Consider the following 16463-nt stretch of genomic DNA (forward strand, 5'->3'; position numbering starts at 1 on the left):
TGCGGTTTCCCGGCGGACCAGAGGGCCAACCAGGTGGTCCGCCGGGGGAGTGAGCCGACCACCGGGACGCGGACGGAGACGGACGGCCGCCGATCAGGGCCGCGGAGGGGGGTGTGCCGCTGCGGGTGCCGGGTGCCGGGTGCCGGGTGCCGGGAGCCGGGTTCGGGACGGGGGTCGGGGTCAGACCGACGCCGGTTCCGCCTCCGCCTCCTCGGTGCGCCGTTCCGCCGCGGCCTCCTCCCGGTCCCGCAGCTCGCGCCGGACCAGGAACCACCAGCCGACCGGAACGGCCGCCGCGAACAGCCACCACTGGATCATGTACGCGTAGTTCAGCGGGGCGTCCTCGTTGCCCGGGTCGGAGATCTGCTCCGGGGAGCCGTCCTTCGGCTGCGGCGCGGTCTGCTGGATGTAGCCGCCGAGCACCCGGGCGTCCAGCCGCCGCGCCTCCTCCGCGCTGTTGATCAGCATGATCTGCCGGTCGGGCAGGCCCTTGACGTTCTTGATGCCGCTCGCGGCGGTCGTCTCGTCGGACATCAGCCGCCCGGTGACGGTGGTCCGCCCGGCCGGCGGCGCGGGCACCTTGGGGAAGTCGGTCTGCGCGCCGTTCGCGGGGATCCAGCCCCGGTTGACCAGCAGCACCTTTCCGTCGTCGAGGACGAGGGGCGTGAGGACGTGGAAGCCGATCTTGCCGTCCGCGTTGGTACGGCGGCGGACCACGACCTCCTCGGCGGTGTCGAAGGTGCCGGTCGCGGTGACCGTGCGGTACTTCTCGGCGCGGGTCACCGTGTGCCCGGGGGAGGTGAGCCGCTCCACGGGGACCGGGTCGGCATGCAGCGCGGTGGAGACCAGGTCGTTGCGCGCGGTGCGCTCCTCGTAGCGGTGCTGCTGCCAGAAGCCCAGCCGGATCATCGTAGGGATCAGCGCGATCGCGACGAGCGTGAGGATCACCCACTGGCGGGACAGCAGGAAGCGGTAGCGGTGCACCCCACGACGGTACCTCCGCGCCGTGGGGTGCGTTCAGGCGGGTACCGGGTCAGACCCGGTCGACGATGCCGATCCTCCCCTCGGCCCGGGCGCAGTGCGCGCCGCAGAACCAGTGGCCCTCCACCTCCACGCCCTGGCCGATGATCTGCACCCGGCAGTGCTCGCAGATCGGGGCCATGCGGTGGATCGCGCAGGAGAAGCAGTCGAAGACATGCACGGCGCCCTGCGCGTGCACCTCGAAGGTCATTCCGTATTCATTGCCGCAAACTTCGCATGTCGCCATGCGCCACAGGGTGAGCCGTCGCCGACCCCCCGGCGAGCCGGAGCCGGGTGAGTCGTGGGGCAATCACTCGTTCGTACGATGATCCGCGCGGGGTCGGCCGTGGCTACTCGTCGGCGGGCTCCACGTCCCGCAGCAGCTGGCCGAACGCGGCCTCGTCCACGATCGGCGTGCCGAACTGCCGGGCCTTGACCGTCTTGGACGTGCCCGAGTCGGGGTCGTTCGTCACCAGCAGGCTGGTCAGCCGGGAGATGCTGGTGGCCACGTGCAGCCCGGCCTCGGTGGCCCGGTCCTCCAGCAGCTCGCGCTCCGTCGACGTGTCACCCGAGAAGGCGACCCGCATGCCCTGTTTGAGCCTTTTGCCGTCTTCGTAGCGACCCGGGTTGGGATACGGGCATGCGGGCCTTTTGCGGGAGGGTCGCCAACTGGCCGCGCGATAGCCGCCGTAGCCGCCCGTCGCCTGCCGGGGCACCGGCCGGTCCGACCACTCCGTCAGCGGCCGGCACTCCAGCAGCGGCAGCCGGACCCCGCCCGCCGCCGCGGCCCGCAGGCTGGGCCGGAACGCCTCCGCCAGCACGCGCGCGTCGTCCAGCGCGTGGTGCGCCCGCTGCTGTACCACACCGAAGTGCGCCGCCAGCGACTCCAGCTTGAAGTTGGGCAGCGGCAGCCCCAGCTCCTTCGACAGCGCGATGGTGCACAGCCGTTGCCGCACCGGCGCCTCGCGCCGCACGCGCGCGTACTCCCGGGCGATCATCTGCCAGTCGAAGACCGCGTTGTGCGCGACCAGCACCCGGCCGTCCAGCCGGGCCGCGAACTCCTCGGCGACCTCGGCGAACAGCGGCGCGCCGTCGAGCACCTCGCTCGTCAGACCGTGTATCCACACGGGACCCGGATCGCGCTCGGGGTTGACCAGCGTGTACCAGTGGTCCTCGACCTCGCCGCGCGCGTCCAGCCGGTACACGGCCGCCGAGATGATCCGGTCGTCCCGGGCCAGTCCGGTGGTCTCCACGTCAACGACCGCGTATCCCTTCGGATACGCGGCCGGCCACGGGGTGGCGGAGGGCGCTGCGGTCGCACGGTCTTCGAGCATGGTCACTGAGGATACGGGCCGCCACTGACAACACCGTCCCCCAGGTCCGGCACCGCGCCCCCGGCCCGGCCACCCGCTCGCTCCCCGCACACACGCGCGCGTGCCGGCACCGACCCCGCCCCGCGCCCGCTCCCCGCACGCGCGCGTGCCCCTGCCCGGCTCGCCGCGACGGCCGACTCCCTCTGGCCGCACGCCTGTTTACCGCGCCCCCGGACTGCTGTAACTGTGTTACAGGTGACGTCCCGTCAGGTGTCCCGACGAAGGGCGGTACGGTATGGCACGCGTACGGTACGGCGCGCGGACCGAGCGGGAGACCGCCGCCACGCGCACCGCGGGCGCACAGCTCTCCGACCTGTGGTCCACCGGGGTGGTGGCCGTCTGGGAGACCGACCCGGACGCGGTCGCGGCGGTGCTGCCGCGCCCGCTGAAGCCCACCGCACGGCCGCTGGTGCGGGCCGCCATCAGCAGGGTCGACCTGCGCGGACAGCCGCTCGGCGCGGGCTCCTTCGCGGTCGCGGCGGCCCACGGCCCGGTCCACGGCTGGTACCCGCTGGTGATGCCGATGACCCAGGAGCGGGCCCTGGCCGTCGAGCGCGAGGTGTTCGGGGAGCCCAAGAAGCTCGGCGAGGTCACCGTCGAGCGGGACGGGCTCGTCGTCCGCGCGTCGATGGCCCGGCACGGCATCGCCTTCGTGGAGGTGCGCGGCGCGGTGAGCGGCCCGCTGCCGCTGCCCGGCCCCGTCCGCCGGACCGACTTCTGCTTCAAGTTCCTGCCCGCGGTGAACGGCCGGGGCTTCGACGGCGACCCCCTGCTCGTGCACTGCGAACGCGACGAGAGGGTGCGCCGGCTGGAACGGGTCACCGGAGACGTCGTCCTGCGCGAGTCGGTGTACGACCCCGTCGCCGACTTCCCGGTGCTGCGTCTGGTGGAGATCACCATCGGGGAGAGGACCGGCGGCCGGCGCGGCCGGGTGGTCGAACGCGTCGACCCGCGCGCCCTGCTGCCCTTCCTGCACCAGCGCTACGACGACCCGTTCCACGCCCTCGACGCGCCGCCCGCCGCGACCGGGAGCCGCTGACGGACCTCCGGGCGGGACAGGGGGGCGGGGGGAGCGTCGGTGCGGTGGGCCGGAGCCTCGCGGTGGGATCCTCCCTGCTGTGACGGAACCCACCCACGACGAGGCCCACGGCGGCGCCCTCGGCTCCCGGCTGAACTGGCTGCGGGCCGCCGTGCTGGGCGCGAACGACGGCATCGTCTCCACCGCCGGCCTGGTCGTCGGCGTGGCCGGCGCCACCGAGAGCCGCTCCGCCCTGCTCACCGCCGGACTGGCCGGCCTGCTCGCCGGCTCGATGTCCATGGCGGCCGGCGAATACGTCTCCGTCTCCACCCAGCGCGACTCCGAGATGGCCGCGCTGGCCCTGGAGCGACGGGAGCTGCGTGACCAACCGGAGGCCGAACTGCGGGAGCTGACCGACCTGCTGGCCTCGCGCGGCCTGTCCCGGGAGGTGGCTCGCGAGGCCGCCGAACAGCTCACCGCGCGGGACGCGCTGAGGGCCCACGCGCGCGTGGAGCTGGGCATCGACCCCGACGAGCTGACCAACCCCTGGCACGCGGCCTGGGCGAGCTTCCTGGCCTTCACCGTCGGCGCGCTGCTGCCGCTGCTGGCCATCGTGCTGCCCCCGGCCGGCGCGCGGCTCCCCGTCACCGTGTGCTGCGTCCTCGCCGCCCTGGTCCTCACCGGCTGGAGCAGTGCCCGCCTCGGCGCGGCCGCCCCCCGGCGCGCGATCTCGCGCAACGTGGCCGGCGGGGCACTGGCGATGGCGGTGACCTACGCGGCGGGCAGCCTGCTGGGGGCGGCCGGGGTGTGAGCGCGACGGGGCCCGTCCGCGCGCCCGTGCTCACGACGTACCGGGAAGCGGCGCGTCCGTCACCCGCGGGCGACCGGGGCGGCGGCCCAGCGGGCCGGGGACGAACCCCACGGCACCGGGGGCCGGGCCCAGCCGGCGGGGCCGCCCGTGAAGGACACGGCCGGACGGGCGTACCGCAGCCGGCCGAGCGCGCCGCCGGTCTCCGCCAGCCAGGCGTCCGGGCCCGGGTACGGCTCCCCGCCGGCCGGTTCCGGGCGGATGCCGGAGGTCAGCCAGTGCGCGGTCCGGGCCAGCGCGAGCCGCACCAGCCGGCTCCCGCCGTCGTACGACTGCTCGGTCAGCGCCCGCAGCACGGCCGCCGCCAGCAGATAGCCGGTGCCGTGGTCCAGGGCCTGCGCGGGCAGCGCGCCGGGTTCCCCGGCCGTCCCCTCGGTGGCCGCGATGCCGGTGGCGACCTGCACCAGGCTGTCGAAGCCGCGCCGCCCGCGCCAGGGGCCGTACGCGCCCCACGCCGACACCTGCGCCACGACCAGGCCGGGGTGGCGCGCGCTCAGCACCTCGGGGGAGAGCCCGAACCGGTCCAGGGCGCCCGGCCGGTAGCCGGTCACCACGACGTCCGCCGTGCTCAGCAGGTCCTCCAGGACGTCCCGGCCGGTGCCGAGGTCCAGCGTGGCGGACCGCTTGCCGAAGCCCGTGTCGGCGTGCTGGTCCGGCAGTTCCGGCAGCCAGGGGGCGTCCACGCGCAGCACGTCCGCGCCGAGCAGGGCGAGGGTGCGGGTGGCGACCGGGCCGGCCAGGACCCGGGTCAGGTCCAGGACGCGCAGCCCGGCGGCAGGCAGCCCGGCGGCCCCCGGGCCGAGTGGCGGGAACTTCCGCGCGGGCGCCGTGTCCAGCCGCTCGCGCTCGACCAGCGGGCGCGCGGCTACTTCGGCCGCCTGCTCGTGGGCCCGCCACCGCTCCGGTGTGCGCAGGGCCACGGCGAGACCGCCCGCGCCGCCGACGGTCTCCTCCACCTCCACGGCCCCGCGCCCGGCGAGCAGCCCGGCGACCCGCTCCGCCGGGGCGTCGTCGGGCAGCCCCAGCGCGCCGAGCAGCCGGGCCCGGTGGTGCGGGTAGTTGGCGTGCGTGCGCACCCAGCCGTCGGCCGTCCGCCAGAACCGGGACAGGGGCGCGAAGGAGACCGGCGCCCGGCCGTCCACCCGCAGCAACCGCTCGCTGTGGAAGGCCGCCGCCACCGCGCCGTCGTCGACCCGGACGTCCGGGACCTCGGCGAGCCCGGCCCGGCGGGCCGTCAGCTCCGCCGCGGCCAGCCCGCAGGCGCCGACGCACGCCCGGGCCAGCTCCCGCACGGGAAGGCGCGCCGTGAGCACGCCCTCCCGCGGGACGACGGTGAGCCGGGAGAGCCGGGCGGGATCGCCGCCCAGCGCGGACCACGCGTACATGAGTGCAGTCATGACTGCACTATGCATTATTGATTCGATCAATATATTGCGTGGACGCCTCCGGGGCGCGCCGGGCGGCGTCTACCTGGTCACCGCGGCCAGCGCGTCCGCCACGCCCCACCCGTAGAAGCCGTTGCGGTTCTTCGTCCCCTCGCACACCGCGTCCACCTTGCCGTCGCCGTTGATGTCGTACGGGTCCGTGCAGGGCGTGGCGGTGGCCTCCGCGTACAGCAGCGCCTTCACGGCCGCCGCCGGGGCGTGCGGATGGGTTGACTTGATCAATGCGGCGACACCGGCGACGTGCGGGGTCGCCATGGACGTCCCGGCCATGTAGCCCCACTTGCCGCCCGGCAGCGTGCCCAGGATGAGGCCGCTGGTCGCCGGGGCCTGCGGCGGCTGGTAGTAGTCGCCGCCGGGCGCGGCGATGTCGGCCACGCCGAGACCGTAGTTGGAGAAGGACGACTTCAGTCCCTTGGCGCCGGTCGCCGCGGTGGTGACGACCCCGGGCAGCTGGGTCGGTATGTCGAAGCACTCGTGCGGGTCGATCACCCGGTCCGACGGGGTGCCGTCGTTCGGCGAGTCCTCGTCGGTGATCGCGTGGGACGCGAGGTCGTAGTTCTCGTTGCCCGCCGCCGCGACGTTGACCGTGCCCTTCCGCTCCGCGTAGCGCGAGGCCCGGGTGATGGCGTCCACGAGCGCCTTCTGGTCGGGGTCGGTGGTGCAGTTGAAGTACCACGGGTCGGTGTAATAGCTGTTGTTGGTCACGTCGACGTGGTGTTCGGCCGCCCACACGAAGCCGCAGACCACGGCCTCGGTGTAGAAGTAGCCGCCCGGGTTGGACACCTTGATGCCGGCGACCTTCACCCCCGGCGCCACGCCCGTCATCCCCACGCCGTTCTTCGCCGCCGCGATCTCCCCGGCCACGTGCGTGCCGTGCGGGCTCTCCGAGGCGCCCGGGCGCCAGGCGCCGTCCGTCGTGTCCGGCTTGCCCGACACGCAGTTGACGGAGGCCGCCCGGTCGAAGTTGGGCGCGATGTCCGGGTGGGTGTCGTCGACGCCCGTGTCGATGACGGCGACCGTGACGTCCGGGCTGCCCAGGGTCTTCTCGTGCGCCTTGTCCGCCTTGATGGCCGGCAGGTCCCACTGGAGCGGCTCCAGCGGGTCCTGGCCGACGGCGGCCCGGACACCGGCGGCCTCCGCCGCGCTCAGCGCCTTCGGCGTGCCCACGTCGGTGGTGGACTGGGCGGGCAGCGGCGCGTTGCGCGTGGCACCCGCCGAGGCGACACCGCGCACGGCGCGGACCGCCTGGGCGAACCCGGGGTTCGCGGAGTGCGCCACGATCACCCCGATCCGGTCGTAACTCGTCACGACCGTACCGCCGTTGCGGGCTATCTCCCGCCGCACCGACGCGATCGTGGAACGGTCCGTCCGGGTGTTCACCACGTACGACAGGGTGGGGCCGTCCGCCGCCCGCGCCGCCGTCGCCGCCGGGGCCGTCGAGGCCGCCGCGGAGGCCGCCGACGGCAGGAAGCCGAGCGAGGCGGTCAGCGACAGCGCGGCCGGTACGGCGAGCGCCAGCCGGCGCCTGGAGCGCAGATGAGCCATGGGATCTCCACATCATCCGGATAAGGAACCGCCCGGAACACGGTGACGGTCCGGGCAGGTACATGACGAGGCGGTGCTGGGCCGAAGCTATCTCCCGGCGCTGATCTCCGAAAGGCCCAGGCGGACTTGAACCACTCCCCGGGCGGCGCCGTGACCGTGGACGGGAGGCCCGAAAGACCGGGCCCCCTACGGGAATCACCCGATGGAGTCGAGTGATGACTTTCTGTAATGTGGTCCCGTCCCTGTGAGATGAGCAAGCGCACGTCCGTGACGCGAGGAGACTCCGTGGCTACCGAGACACCGCCACCCGCGCAGACCCCGACCCGCCTTCCCTCAGCCGAGGAGTTCACCGAGGTGCAGCAGAGCGCGGAGTTCGGTGAACTGCGCCGCGCCCACCGCTCCTTCGCCTTCCCCCTGACGATCGCCTTCGCCGCCTGGTACCTGCTGTACGTCCTGCTGTCCAACTACGCGGGCGACTTCATGGGCATCAAGGTGGCCGGCCACATCAACGTCGCCCTCGTCCTGGGCCTCGCCCAATTCCTCACCACGTTCCTGATCGCCTGGTGGTACGCCCGCCGCGCCGCCACCCGGCTCGACCCCCGGGCCGAGGCCATCAAGTCCCGGATGGAGAGCGGAGCATGAACGCCGTACCCCACACGCTGCTGGCCGCCGGCGAGGCGAGCGAGCACCGGACACTGATCATCACCCTGTTCGCGGTGTTCGTCGCCGCGACCCTCGTCATCACCGTCTGGGCGGGCCGGCAGACCAAGGACGCCGCCGACTTCTACGCGGGCGGACGGCAGTTCACCGGCTTCCAGAACGGCCTCGCCGTCTCCGGTGACTACATGTCCGCCGCGTCCTTCCTCGGCATCGCGGGCGCCATCGCCCTCTTCGGCTACGACGGCTTCCTGTACTCCATCGGCTTCCTCGTCGCCTGGCTCGTCGCGCTCCTGCTGGTCGCCGAACCACTGCGCAACTCGGGCCGCTACACGATGGGCGACGTGCTCGCCTACCGCATGCGCCAGCGCCCCGTGCGCACCGCGGCCGGCACCTCCACCATCGTCGTGTCGATCTTCTACCTGCTGGCCCAGATGGCCGGGGCCGGCGTGCTGGTCTCCCTGCTCCTCGGCATCACCAGCGACGGCGGCAAGATCGGCATCGTCGCCCTGGTCGGCCTGCTGATGATCGTGTACGTCACCATCGGCGGCATGAAGGGCACCACCTGGGTCCAGATGGTCAAGGCGGTGCTGCTCATCGCCGGCGCCGTGCTGCTGACCTTCCTCGTCCTGCTGAAGTTCGACTTCAACATCTCCGAACTGCTCGGCAGGGCCGCCGACAACAGCGGCCAGGGCAGCGCCTTCCTGGAGCCCGGCCTGCGGTACGGCGCCACCGGCACCAGCAAGCTGGACTTCCTCTCCCTCGGCATCGCCCTGGTCCTGGGCACGGCCGGACTGCCGCACATCCTGATCCGCTTTTACACCGTCCCCACCGCCAAGGCCGCCCGCAAGTCCGTCCTGTGGGCCATCGGCCTGATCGGTGTCTTCTACCTGATGACCCTCGCCCTCGGCTTCGGCGCCGCCGCGCTGATCAAACCGGGCGAGATCATCGCCTCCAACAAGGCGGGCAACACGGCCGCCCCGCTGCTGGCGCTGCACCTGGGCGGCGTGGACTCCAACTGGGGGGCCATCCTGCTCGCCACCATCTCCGCGGTCGCCTTCGCCACGATCCTCGCGGTCGTCGCCGGCCTCACCCTGGCCTCGTCGTCCTCGTTCGCGCACGACATCTACGCCAACGTCCTCAAGAAGGGCCAGGCCACCGAGCAGCAGGAGGTGCGCGCGGCCCGCTGGGCGACCGTCGGCATCGGCGCGGTCTCCATCGTCCTCGGCGCCCTGGCCCGCGATCTGAACGTGGCCGGACTGGTCGCCCTCGCCTTCGCGGTCGCCGCCTCCGCCAACCTGCCGACCATCCTCTACAGCCTGTTCTGGAAGCGGTTCACCACCGCGGGCGCCCTGTGGTCGATCTACGGCGGCCTGGTCACCGCGGTCGGCCTGGTGCTGTTCTCCCCGGTGGTCTCCGGCAAGCCGACCTCGATGTTCCCCGGCGTCGACTTCCACTGGTTCCCGCTGGAGAACCCCGGCCTCATCTCCATCCCGGTCGGCTTCCTGCTCGGCGTGGTGGGCACCCTGCTGTCCAAGGAGGCCCCGGACGCCGCGAAGTACGCGGAGCTGGAGGTGCGGTTCCTGACCGGCACCGGAGCCCACTGAGGCGGCACACGGGACGACCGCGTCGGCCGGGACTGTACGGTCCTACGACGCGGTCGCGCCGTACCTCGTGGGATCGGGCCGCTGTCGATGTCGGCGGGGTCACGTACGCTCGCAGGTGACGGACGGGGCATCCGCGACCGAGAATGGGTGACCGGGAGAGGGAGGGGCCCACGTGCTCATCGACACCTACGGCCGGGTCGCCACCGACCTGCGCGTCTCGCTGACCGACCGGTGCAATCTGCGCTGCACCTACTGCATGCCCGAGGAGGGCCTGCAGTGGCTGGCCAAGCCCGACCTGCTCACGGACGACGAGATCGTCCGCCTCATCGACATCGCGGTCCGCACCCTCGGCATCGAGGAAGTCCGCTTCACCGGCGGCGAGCCCCTGCTCCGCCCCGGCCTGGTCGGCATCGTGGAGCGCGTCGCCGCCCTCGCCCCGCGCCCCCGGATGTCCCTGACCACCAACGGCATCGGCCTGGTCCGCACCGCGACCGCCCTGAAGGCGGCCGGCCTGGACCGGGTCAACGTCTCCCTGGACACCCTCCGTCCGGACGTCTTCAAGACCCTCACCCGCCGCGACCGCCACCAGGACGTCCTGGACGGCCTGGCCGCCGCCCGCGAGGCCGGCCTGACCCCGGTCAAGGTCAACTCGGTCCTGATGCCGGGCCTGAACGACGACGAGGCCCCGGACCTGCTCGCCTGGGCGATCGAGCACGACTACGAACTGCGGTTCATCGAGCAGATGCCGCTGGACGCCCAGCACGGCTGGAAGCGCGAGGGCATGGTCACCGCCGGGGACATCCTCGCCTCCCTGCGCACCCGTTTCGACCTCGCCCCCGAGGGCGCCGACGCGCGCGGCTCCGCCCCCGCGGAGCGCTGGCTGGTGGACGGCGGTCCGCACCGGGTCGGCGTGATCGCCTCGGTGACCCGGCCGTTCTGCGCGGCCTGCGACCGTACCCGCCTCACCGCCGACGGCCAGATACGCACCTGCCTGTTCGCCACCGAGGAGACCGACCTGCGGGCGGCCCTGCGCTCGGGCGCCCCGGACGAGGAGATCGCCCGCGTCTGGAAGCTGGCGATGTGGGGCAAGAAGGCCGGAGCGGGCCTGGACGACCCGTCGTTCGTCCAGCCGGACCGCCCTATGTCGGCGATCGGCGGCTGAACCGGGGCGCGGTGCCCCGGACTTACGCCCCGGCCTCTTCGGCGGCCCGCCACTCCTCGAACCGTACGACGTCCTTCAAGAACCCCCGCACCCCGAGGAACTGCGACAGATGCTCGCGGTGCTCCTCGCAGGCCAGCCACGTCTTGCGCCGCTCCGGGGTGTGGACCTTGGGGTTGTTCCACGCCAGCACCCACACGGCGGCCGTGCGGCAGCCCTTGGCCGAGCAGATCGGGGTTACGTCACTCACGGTTTCGTCTCGGTTCGTCTCGTCGAGGGGCGGAAAACGAAAGGGCGGAAAACAAGGCGACGCCGGGCAGCCACGGGGGGAGCTGCCCGGCGTCGGTCCGTCGCTCCGACGGGGGATGCGGAGCGCCTACGCAGTATGTCACGGACACCCCGTCGCCCGGGACCGGAACAGCTAGATTGATCTGAGGTTTTCTTGAGCTCCCAGGTGGCCGCCCCGGCGGTCCCCGCGTCCGCCGTGCTCAGACCGGTTCCGGGCGTTCGCCGCCCGCCCCGGCCGCCTGGTTCGTCGGCACGTCGTGCGGCGCGGAGTCCCGTACGGATTCCGCCCGTTGGCCCTCGGCCGGCGGGGCCGCGATCATCGGACGCGGCGGCGTGGCGACGAACGTCGACGGGAGTGACGGAGGCCGTTCGCGGCCCGCGTTGGCGACCACCACGGCGACATACGGCAGCACCGCGCCGAGCACGAGCGCCACGATCGCGACGTACCGCTCGACGTTCCACAACGAGGCCGCGAGGATCACCGACACGGTGCGGACGGACATCGAGATCACGTACCGCCGCTGCCGGCCCCGGACGTCCTCGGCGAGTCCGGTCCGCGCGCCGGTGATCCGGAACACCTGGACGCCGCCGCCGTGCTGTTTCCGCATCACCATTCACCATCCGCCCGTATCGGACCCGTTCCGGCCCGCGCCCTCGTCCGCGTCCGGCGGGAGTCCCGGCCGGGCCACCCCCCACGTTACGCCGCCCCCACGCCGCGATCGAGGCCGGGTCGCCCCCTGCCTGCGACGACGCCGTGGGCTTCGGCGCGTACGGGGCAATCCGACATGCGCCGTACGGCGTACCGCCCCACACTGGCCGTAATGCTCACGTCGAGCCGTACGAGGAGGCAGCCATGGGCTGGTTGTGGGCGATCATCTTGGGATTCGTGCTGGGCCTCATCGCCAAGGCGGTCATTCCGGGCAAGCAGCACAGTCCGCTCTGGCTGACCACCATCTGCGGCATCCTCGGTGCCATCGTGGGCAACGCGGTCGCCCGCGCCGTCGGCGTGGCGGAGACCAAGGGCATCGACTGGAGCCGGCACATCTTCCAGCTGGTGGCGGCGATCATCATCGTCGCGGCCGTCGACGCCCTCTACATGGCGACGTTGGGCAAGCGGAAGCACCGGGCCCGGGTGTAGGGGCGCGGGCGTCCCGCGCCCCCACACCGCACGGCGTCACGCGGTGACGACCTCCACCGCGGCCAGGTTCTTCTTCCCGCGCCGCAGCACCAGCCACCGCCCGTGGAGCAGGTCCTCCCGGGCGGGCACCGCGTCCTCCGCGGTGACCTTGACGTTGTTCACGTAGGCCCCGCCCTCCTTCACCGTCCGCCGGGCGGCGGACTTGCTGGGCACCAGGCCGACCTCGGCGAGCAGGTCGACCACCGGGGCCAGCTCGGTGACCCGGGCGTGCGGCACCTCCGACAGCGCCGCGGCCAGCGTCCGCTCGTCCAGCTCCGCCAGCTCGCCCTGGCCGAACAGCGCCTTGGACGCGGCGATCACCGCGGCCGTCTGGCCGGCGCCGTGCACCAGCGTGGTCAGCTCCTCGGCGAGCGCCCGCTGCGCGGCCCGGGCCTGCGGACGCTCCTCGGTCTGCCGCTCCAGCTCCTCCAGTTCCTCGCGGGACTTGAAGGACAGGATGCGCATGTACCGGGAGATGTCCCGGTCGTCCACGTTCAGCCAGAACTGGTAGAACGCGTACGGGGTCGTCAGCTCCGGGTCGAGCCAGACGGCGCCGCCCTCGGTCTTGCCGAACTTGGTGCCGTCCGCCTTGGTCATCAGCGGGGTGGCCAGGGCGTGCACCGAGGCGTCCGGCTCCAGCCGGTGGATCAGGTCGAGCCCGGCCGTGAGGTTGCCCCACTGGTCGCTGCCGCCCTGCTGGAGCGTGCAGCCGTAGCGCCGGTAGAGCTGGAGGAAGTCCATGCCCTGGAGGATCTGGTAGCTGAACTCGGTGTAGCTGATGCCCTGGTCGGACTCCAGGCGGCGGGCCACGGAGTCCTTCGTCAGCATCTTGTTGACGCGGAAGTGCTTGCCGATGTCCCGCAGGAACTCGATCGCGGACAGGCCCGCGGTCCAGTCCAGGTTGTTGACCATGATCGCCGCGTTCTCGCCCTCGAAGGACAGGAACGGTTCGATCTGGGCGCGCAGCCGGTCCACCCAGCCGGCCACCGTCTCCGGGTCGTTCAGCGTGCGCTCGGCCGTCGGACGCGGGTCGCCGATCAGGCCCGTGGCACCGCCGACGAGCGCCAGCGGACGGTGCCCGGCCTGCTGGAGCCGGCGCACGGTCAGCACCTGCACCAGGTGCCCCACGTGCAGGGAGGGCGCCGTCGGGTCGAAACCGCAATAGAACGTGACGGGACCGTCCGCGAGCGCCTTGCGCAATGCGTCCTCGTCGGTGGACAGGGCGAACAGCCCGCGCCACTTCAGCTCGTCGACGATGTCCGTCACGGTTCTCGTGTCTCCTCGATGATCTTCCGGCGGCCGGGTGACACCCGGCCACGAACGCCTACGAGGTTATACGCCCCGGCTGACAGAGCTCATGTTGAAATCCGGGATGCGCAGCGCGGGCATCGCGGCGCGGGTGAACCAGTCGCTCCACTCGCGCGGCAGCGTCTTCTCCGTCCGCCCGGCCTCGATGGCCCGGCCCAGCAGGTCCACCGGCGACTCGTTGAACCGGAAGTTGTTCACCTGCCCGGTCACCTCGCCGTTCTCCACCAGGTAGACGCCGTCCCGGGTCAGGCCCGTGAGCAGCAGGGTCGCCGGATCGACCTCGCGGATGTACCACAGGCAGGTCAGCAGCAGCCCGCGCTCGGTGTCCTCGACCATCTCCTCCAGCGAGCGCTCGCCGCCGTCAAGGATCAGGTTGCCGAGCACGGGGGCGACCGGGAGCCCGGTCAGGGCCGCGCTGTGCCGGGTCGTCGTCAGGTGCTTCAGCACGCCCTGGCCGATCCACTCCGTGGCGTGCGTGGGCAGCCCGTTGTCGAACACGGACTCGTCGCCGCCGGAGGAGTGGGTGATCACGAAGGGCGGGCACTCCAGCCCCGGCTCGTCCGGGTCGCTGCGCAGGGTGAGCGGCAGCTCCGAGAGCCGCTCCCCGATCCGGGTGCCGCCGCCCGGCTTGGAGAACACCGTCCGCCCCTCGGCGGCGTCCCGGCCGGAGGCCGACCACAGCTGGTAGATCAGCAGGTCCGCGACCGCGGTCGGCGGCAGCAGCGTCTCGTAGCGGCCCGCGGGCAGTTCTATGCGCCGCTCGGCCCAGCCGAGCCGTACGGCCAGCTCGGCGTCGAGCGCGCCGGGGTCGACGTCCTTGAAGTCCCGGGTGGAGCGGCCGGTCCAGGCCGAGCGGGTGCGGTCCGGGGACTTGGCGTTCAGTTCCAGCGTGCCGGTGGGCTGGTCGTGCCGCAGGCGCAGCCCGGTGGACGTGCCCACATAGGTCGACACCAGCTCGTGGTTGGCGAAACCGTACAGTTCCCGGCCGCCCGCACGCGCGCGGGCGAACGCCTCGCCGAGCGCCGGCGCGAAGTCGGCGAACACCGCGGAGGAGGTCTCGGCGGGCGCGTCCGTGAAGTCGGGGGACTGGGGCACCCCGCCGACCAGCGGCTGCGCGTCCTCGGCGGGACCGGCACCGCGCGCGGCGGCCTCGGCGGCCCGCACCAGCGGCTCCAGCTCCTCCGCGGTGACCGCCGACCGGGACACCACACCGGAGGCGGTGCCCTCGGCGCCGTCCACGGTCGCGATCACGGTGAGCGTACGGCCGCGGGTCACCCCGTTGGTGGTGAGCGCGTTGCCCGCCCAGCGCAGGTTGGCGGTGGAGTGCTCGTCGGCGATGACGACACAGCCGTCCGCCCGGGACAGCGCCAGCGCCTGCTCGACGACCTCGTGCGGCTTGTGGGTACGGACGCTCATCGGCCGGCCTCCTGCGTGGTGTTCAGAATGGTGACGCCCTTGAAGAGGGCCGAGGGGCAGCCGTGCGACACGGCGGCGACCTGGCCCGGCTGGGCCTTGCCGCAGTTGAAGGCGCCGCCTAGGACGTAGGTCCCCGGCCCGCCGACGGCCGCCATGGACCCCCAGAAGTCGGTCGTCGTGGCCTGGTAGGCGACGTCCTTCAGCTGCCCGGTGATCCGCCCGTTCTCGATCTTGAAGAAGCGCTGGCCGGTGAACTGGAAGTTGTAGCGCTGCATGTCGATCGACCAGGACCGGTCGCCGACGACATAGATGCCCCGGTCCACGCCCCCGATCAGATCCTCCGTGGACAGCCCGGCGGGGTCCGGGCGCAGCGACACGTTGGCCATGCGCTGCACCGGCACGTGCGCGGGGGAGTCGGCGTACGCGCAGCCGTTGGACCGCTCGAACCCGGTCAGTCGCGCTATCCGCCGGTCCAGCTGGTAGCCGACCAGCGTGCCGTCCTTCACCAGGTCCCAGGACTGGGCCTGGACGCCCTCGTCGTCGTAGCCGATGGTGGCCAGGCCGTGCTCGGCGGTGCGGTCACCGGTGACGTTCATCAGCTCGGAGCCGTACCGCAACGTGCCGAGCTGGTCGAAGGTGGCGAAGGAGGTGCCGGCGTAGGCGGCCTCGTAGCCGAGGGCGCGGTCCAGCTCGGTGGCGTGGCCGATGGACTCGTGGATGGTCAGCCACAGGTTGGAGGGGTCCACCACCAGGTCGTACACGCCCGGTTCCACGCTCGGCGCCCGCATCTTCTCGGCGAGCAGCTCCGGGATCCGGGCCAGCTCGTCGTCCCAGTCCCAGCCGGTCCCGGTCAGGTACTCCCAGCCGCGCCCCACCGGCGGGGCGAGGGTGCGCATGGAGTCGAACTCGCCGCTCGCCTCGTCGACCGAGACGGCCGTCAGCTGCGGGTGCAGCCGTACGCGCTGCTGGGTGGTCACCGTCCCGGCGGTGTCCGCGTAGAACTTGTTCTCGTGGACGGTGAGCAGCGAGGCGTCGACATGATTGACGCCGTCCGCGCCCAGCAGCCGGTCGCTCCACTCCGCCAGCAGCGCCGACTTCTCCTCGTCCGGCACCGAGAACGGATCGATCTCGTACGACGAGATCCACGTCCTGTCCGCGTGCACCGGCTCGTCGGCCAGCTCCACGTGCTCGTCCGACCCGGCGGCCCTGATCACCCGCGCGGACAGCTTGGCCATGGCCACCGCCTGCGAGGCGACCCGGGCGGCGGCGTCCATGGTCAGGTCCACCCCGGAGGCGAAGCCCCAGGTGCCGCCGTGCACCACCCGGACCGCGTACCCGAGGTCGGTGGTGTCCGACGATCCGGCGAGCCGCGCGTCCCGCAGCCGCCAGGAGGCGCTGCGCACCCGCTCGAACCGGAAGTCCGCGTGCTCGGCCCCCAGCGCACGCGCGCGTGCCAGCGCGGCGTCGGCGAGGGCGCGTAGGGGGAGCGCCAGGAAAGAACGATCGATCTCGTGGGGCATCGGCGGGATCCCTTCGGGCGCTTGCCTGTGGTGACCTTCGCAGGCAGTGAATCATGTCCCGC

The 16463-nt window shown here is 72.7% G+C and carries 16 protein-coding genes; 6 read left to right on the forward strand and 10 right to left on the reverse strand.

What is annotated here, in order from left to right:
* Positions 1–180: 180 nt before the first annotated feature.
* From ACSURM_RS28265 to ACSURM_RS28275, 3 genes are all read right to left on the reverse strand, one after another.
* Positions 181–984, reverse strand: coding sequence for an SURF1 family cytochrome oxidase biogenesis protein (locus ACSURM_RS28265; protein ID WP_436958618.1), 804 nt, complete (start codon positions 982–984; stop codon positions 181–183).
* A 49-nt stretch (positions 985–1033) separates the two neighbouring features.
* Entirely contained in the window at positions 1034–1267 is a 234-nt protein-coding gene (locus ACSURM_RS28270; protein ID WP_436958619.1) for a hypothetical protein, read from the reverse strand.
* Between the two features lie 103 nt (positions 1268–1370).
* Positions 1371–2354 (reverse strand): DEDDh family exonuclease, encoded by a 984-nt coding sequence (locus tag ACSURM_RS28275; RefSeq protein WP_436958620.1) that lies wholly within the window; start codon positions 2352–2354, stop codon positions 1371–1373.
* A gap of 274 nt (positions 2355–2628) precedes the next feature.
* Between ACSURM_RS28275 and ACSURM_RS28280 the strand changes: the two genes are divergently transcribed.
* On the forward strand, positions 2629–3432 hold the full coding sequence (locus ACSURM_RS28280; RefSeq protein ID WP_436958621.1) for an acetoacetate decarboxylase family protein: 804 nt from the start codon (positions 2629–2631) through the stop codon (positions 3430–3432).
* 79 nt (positions 3433–3511) lie between these two features.
* Positions 3512–4222, forward strand: a complete 711-nt coding sequence (locus ACSURM_RS28285) for a VIT1/CCC1 transporter family protein (RefSeq protein WP_436958622.1) — start codon at positions 3512–3514, stop codon at positions 4220–4222.
* A gap of 59 nt (positions 4223–4281) precedes the next feature.
* Here the strand turns inward: ACSURM_RS28285 and ACSURM_RS28290 are convergent, their stop codons facing one another.
* Entirely contained in the window at positions 4282–5676 is a 1395-nt protein-coding gene (locus ACSURM_RS28290) for a CoA transferase (RefSeq protein WP_436958623.1), read from the reverse strand.
* Between the two features lie 69 nt (positions 5677–5745).
* Positions 5746–7269, reverse strand: a complete 1524-nt coding sequence (locus ACSURM_RS28295) for a S8 family peptidase (protein WP_436958624.1) — start codon at positions 7267–7269, stop codon at positions 5746–5748.
* Positions 7270–7554: 285 nt separating this feature from the next.
* On the opposite strand from ACSURM_RS28295, the gene ACSURM_RS28300 reads away from it, so the two are divergent.
* The 3 genes from ACSURM_RS28300 (at position 7555) to moaA (ending at position 10695) form a co-directional block, all read left to right on the forward strand.
* Positions 7555–7911 (forward strand): DUF485 domain-containing protein, encoded by a 357-nt coding sequence (locus tag ACSURM_RS28300; RefSeq protein WP_030791110.1) that lies wholly within the window; start codon positions 7555–7557, stop codon positions 7909–7911.
* Positions 7908–9533 (forward strand): solute symporter family protein, encoded by a 1626-nt coding sequence (locus ACSURM_RS28305; protein ID WP_436958625.1) that lies wholly within the window; start codon positions 7908–7910, stop codon positions 9531–9533. Before ACSURM_RS28300 ends, ACSURM_RS28305 begins: the two co-directional genes overlap by 4 nt.
* 172 nt (positions 9534–9705) lie before the next feature.
* A complete protein-coding gene (gene moaA / locus ACSURM_RS28310; RefSeq protein ID WP_436958626.1) occupies positions 9706–10695 on the forward strand; it encodes a GTP 3',8-cyclase MoaA in 990 nt (329 codons plus the stop codon).
* A 22-nt stretch (positions 10696–10717) separates the two neighbouring features.
* Here the strand turns inward: moaA and ACSURM_RS28315 are convergent, their stop codons facing one another.
* Positions 10718–10942, reverse strand: coding sequence for a hypothetical protein (locus tag ACSURM_RS28315; RefSeq protein ID WP_189998077.1), 225 nt, complete (start codon positions 10940–10942; stop codon positions 10718–10720).
* 238 nt (positions 10943–11180) lie between these two features.
* Complete coding sequence (locus tag ACSURM_RS28320) at positions 11181–11588, reverse strand: DUF3099 domain-containing protein (RefSeq protein WP_436958627.1); 408 nt, start codon at positions 11586–11588, stop codon at positions 11181–11183.
* Between the two features lie 245 nt (positions 11589–11833).
* Between ACSURM_RS28320 and ACSURM_RS28325 the strand changes: the two genes are divergently transcribed.
* Positions 11834–12118: a GlsB/YeaQ/YmgE family stress response membrane protein gene (locus ACSURM_RS28325; RefSeq protein WP_436958628.1), complete on the forward strand. Its 285-nt coding sequence runs from the start codon at positions 11834–11836 to the stop codon at positions 12116–12118.
* Positions 12119–12154: 36 nt separating this feature from the next.
* Here ACSURM_RS28325 and tyrS read toward each other — a convergent pair whose 3' ends face one another.
* The 3 genes from tyrS to ACSURM_RS28340 all read right to left on the reverse strand — a co-directional run bounded on the left by tyrS (position 12155) and on the right by ACSURM_RS28340 (position 16401).
* Positions 12155–13423 carry a tyrosine--tRNA ligase gene (gene tyrS / locus ACSURM_RS28330; RefSeq protein ID WP_436958629.1) on the reverse strand — a complete coding sequence of 423 codons (1269 nt, stop codon included), beginning with the start codon at positions 13421–13423 and terminating at the stop codon, positions 12155–12157.
* A gap of 66 nt (positions 13424–13489) precedes the next feature.
* Positions 13490–14881: a metallopeptidase TldD-related protein gene (locus tag ACSURM_RS28335; protein WP_436958630.1), complete on the reverse strand. Its 1392-nt coding sequence runs from the start codon at positions 14879–14881 to the stop codon at positions 13490–13492.
* Positions 14878–16401: a TldD/PmbA family protein gene (locus tag ACSURM_RS28340; RefSeq protein ID WP_436958631.1), complete on the reverse strand. Its 1524-nt coding sequence runs from the start codon at positions 16399–16401 to the stop codon at positions 14878–14880. The genes ACSURM_RS28335 and ACSURM_RS28340 overlap by 4 nt, the downstream gene beginning before the upstream one ends.
* Positions 16402–16463 lie beyond the last annotated feature (62 nt).

The sequence above is a fragment of the Streptomyces sp. SudanB182_2057 genome, from assembly GCF_964272715.1.
Lineage (GTDB): Bacteria > Actinomycetota > Actinomycetes > Streptomycetales > Streptomycetaceae > Streptomyces > Streptomyces rubradiris.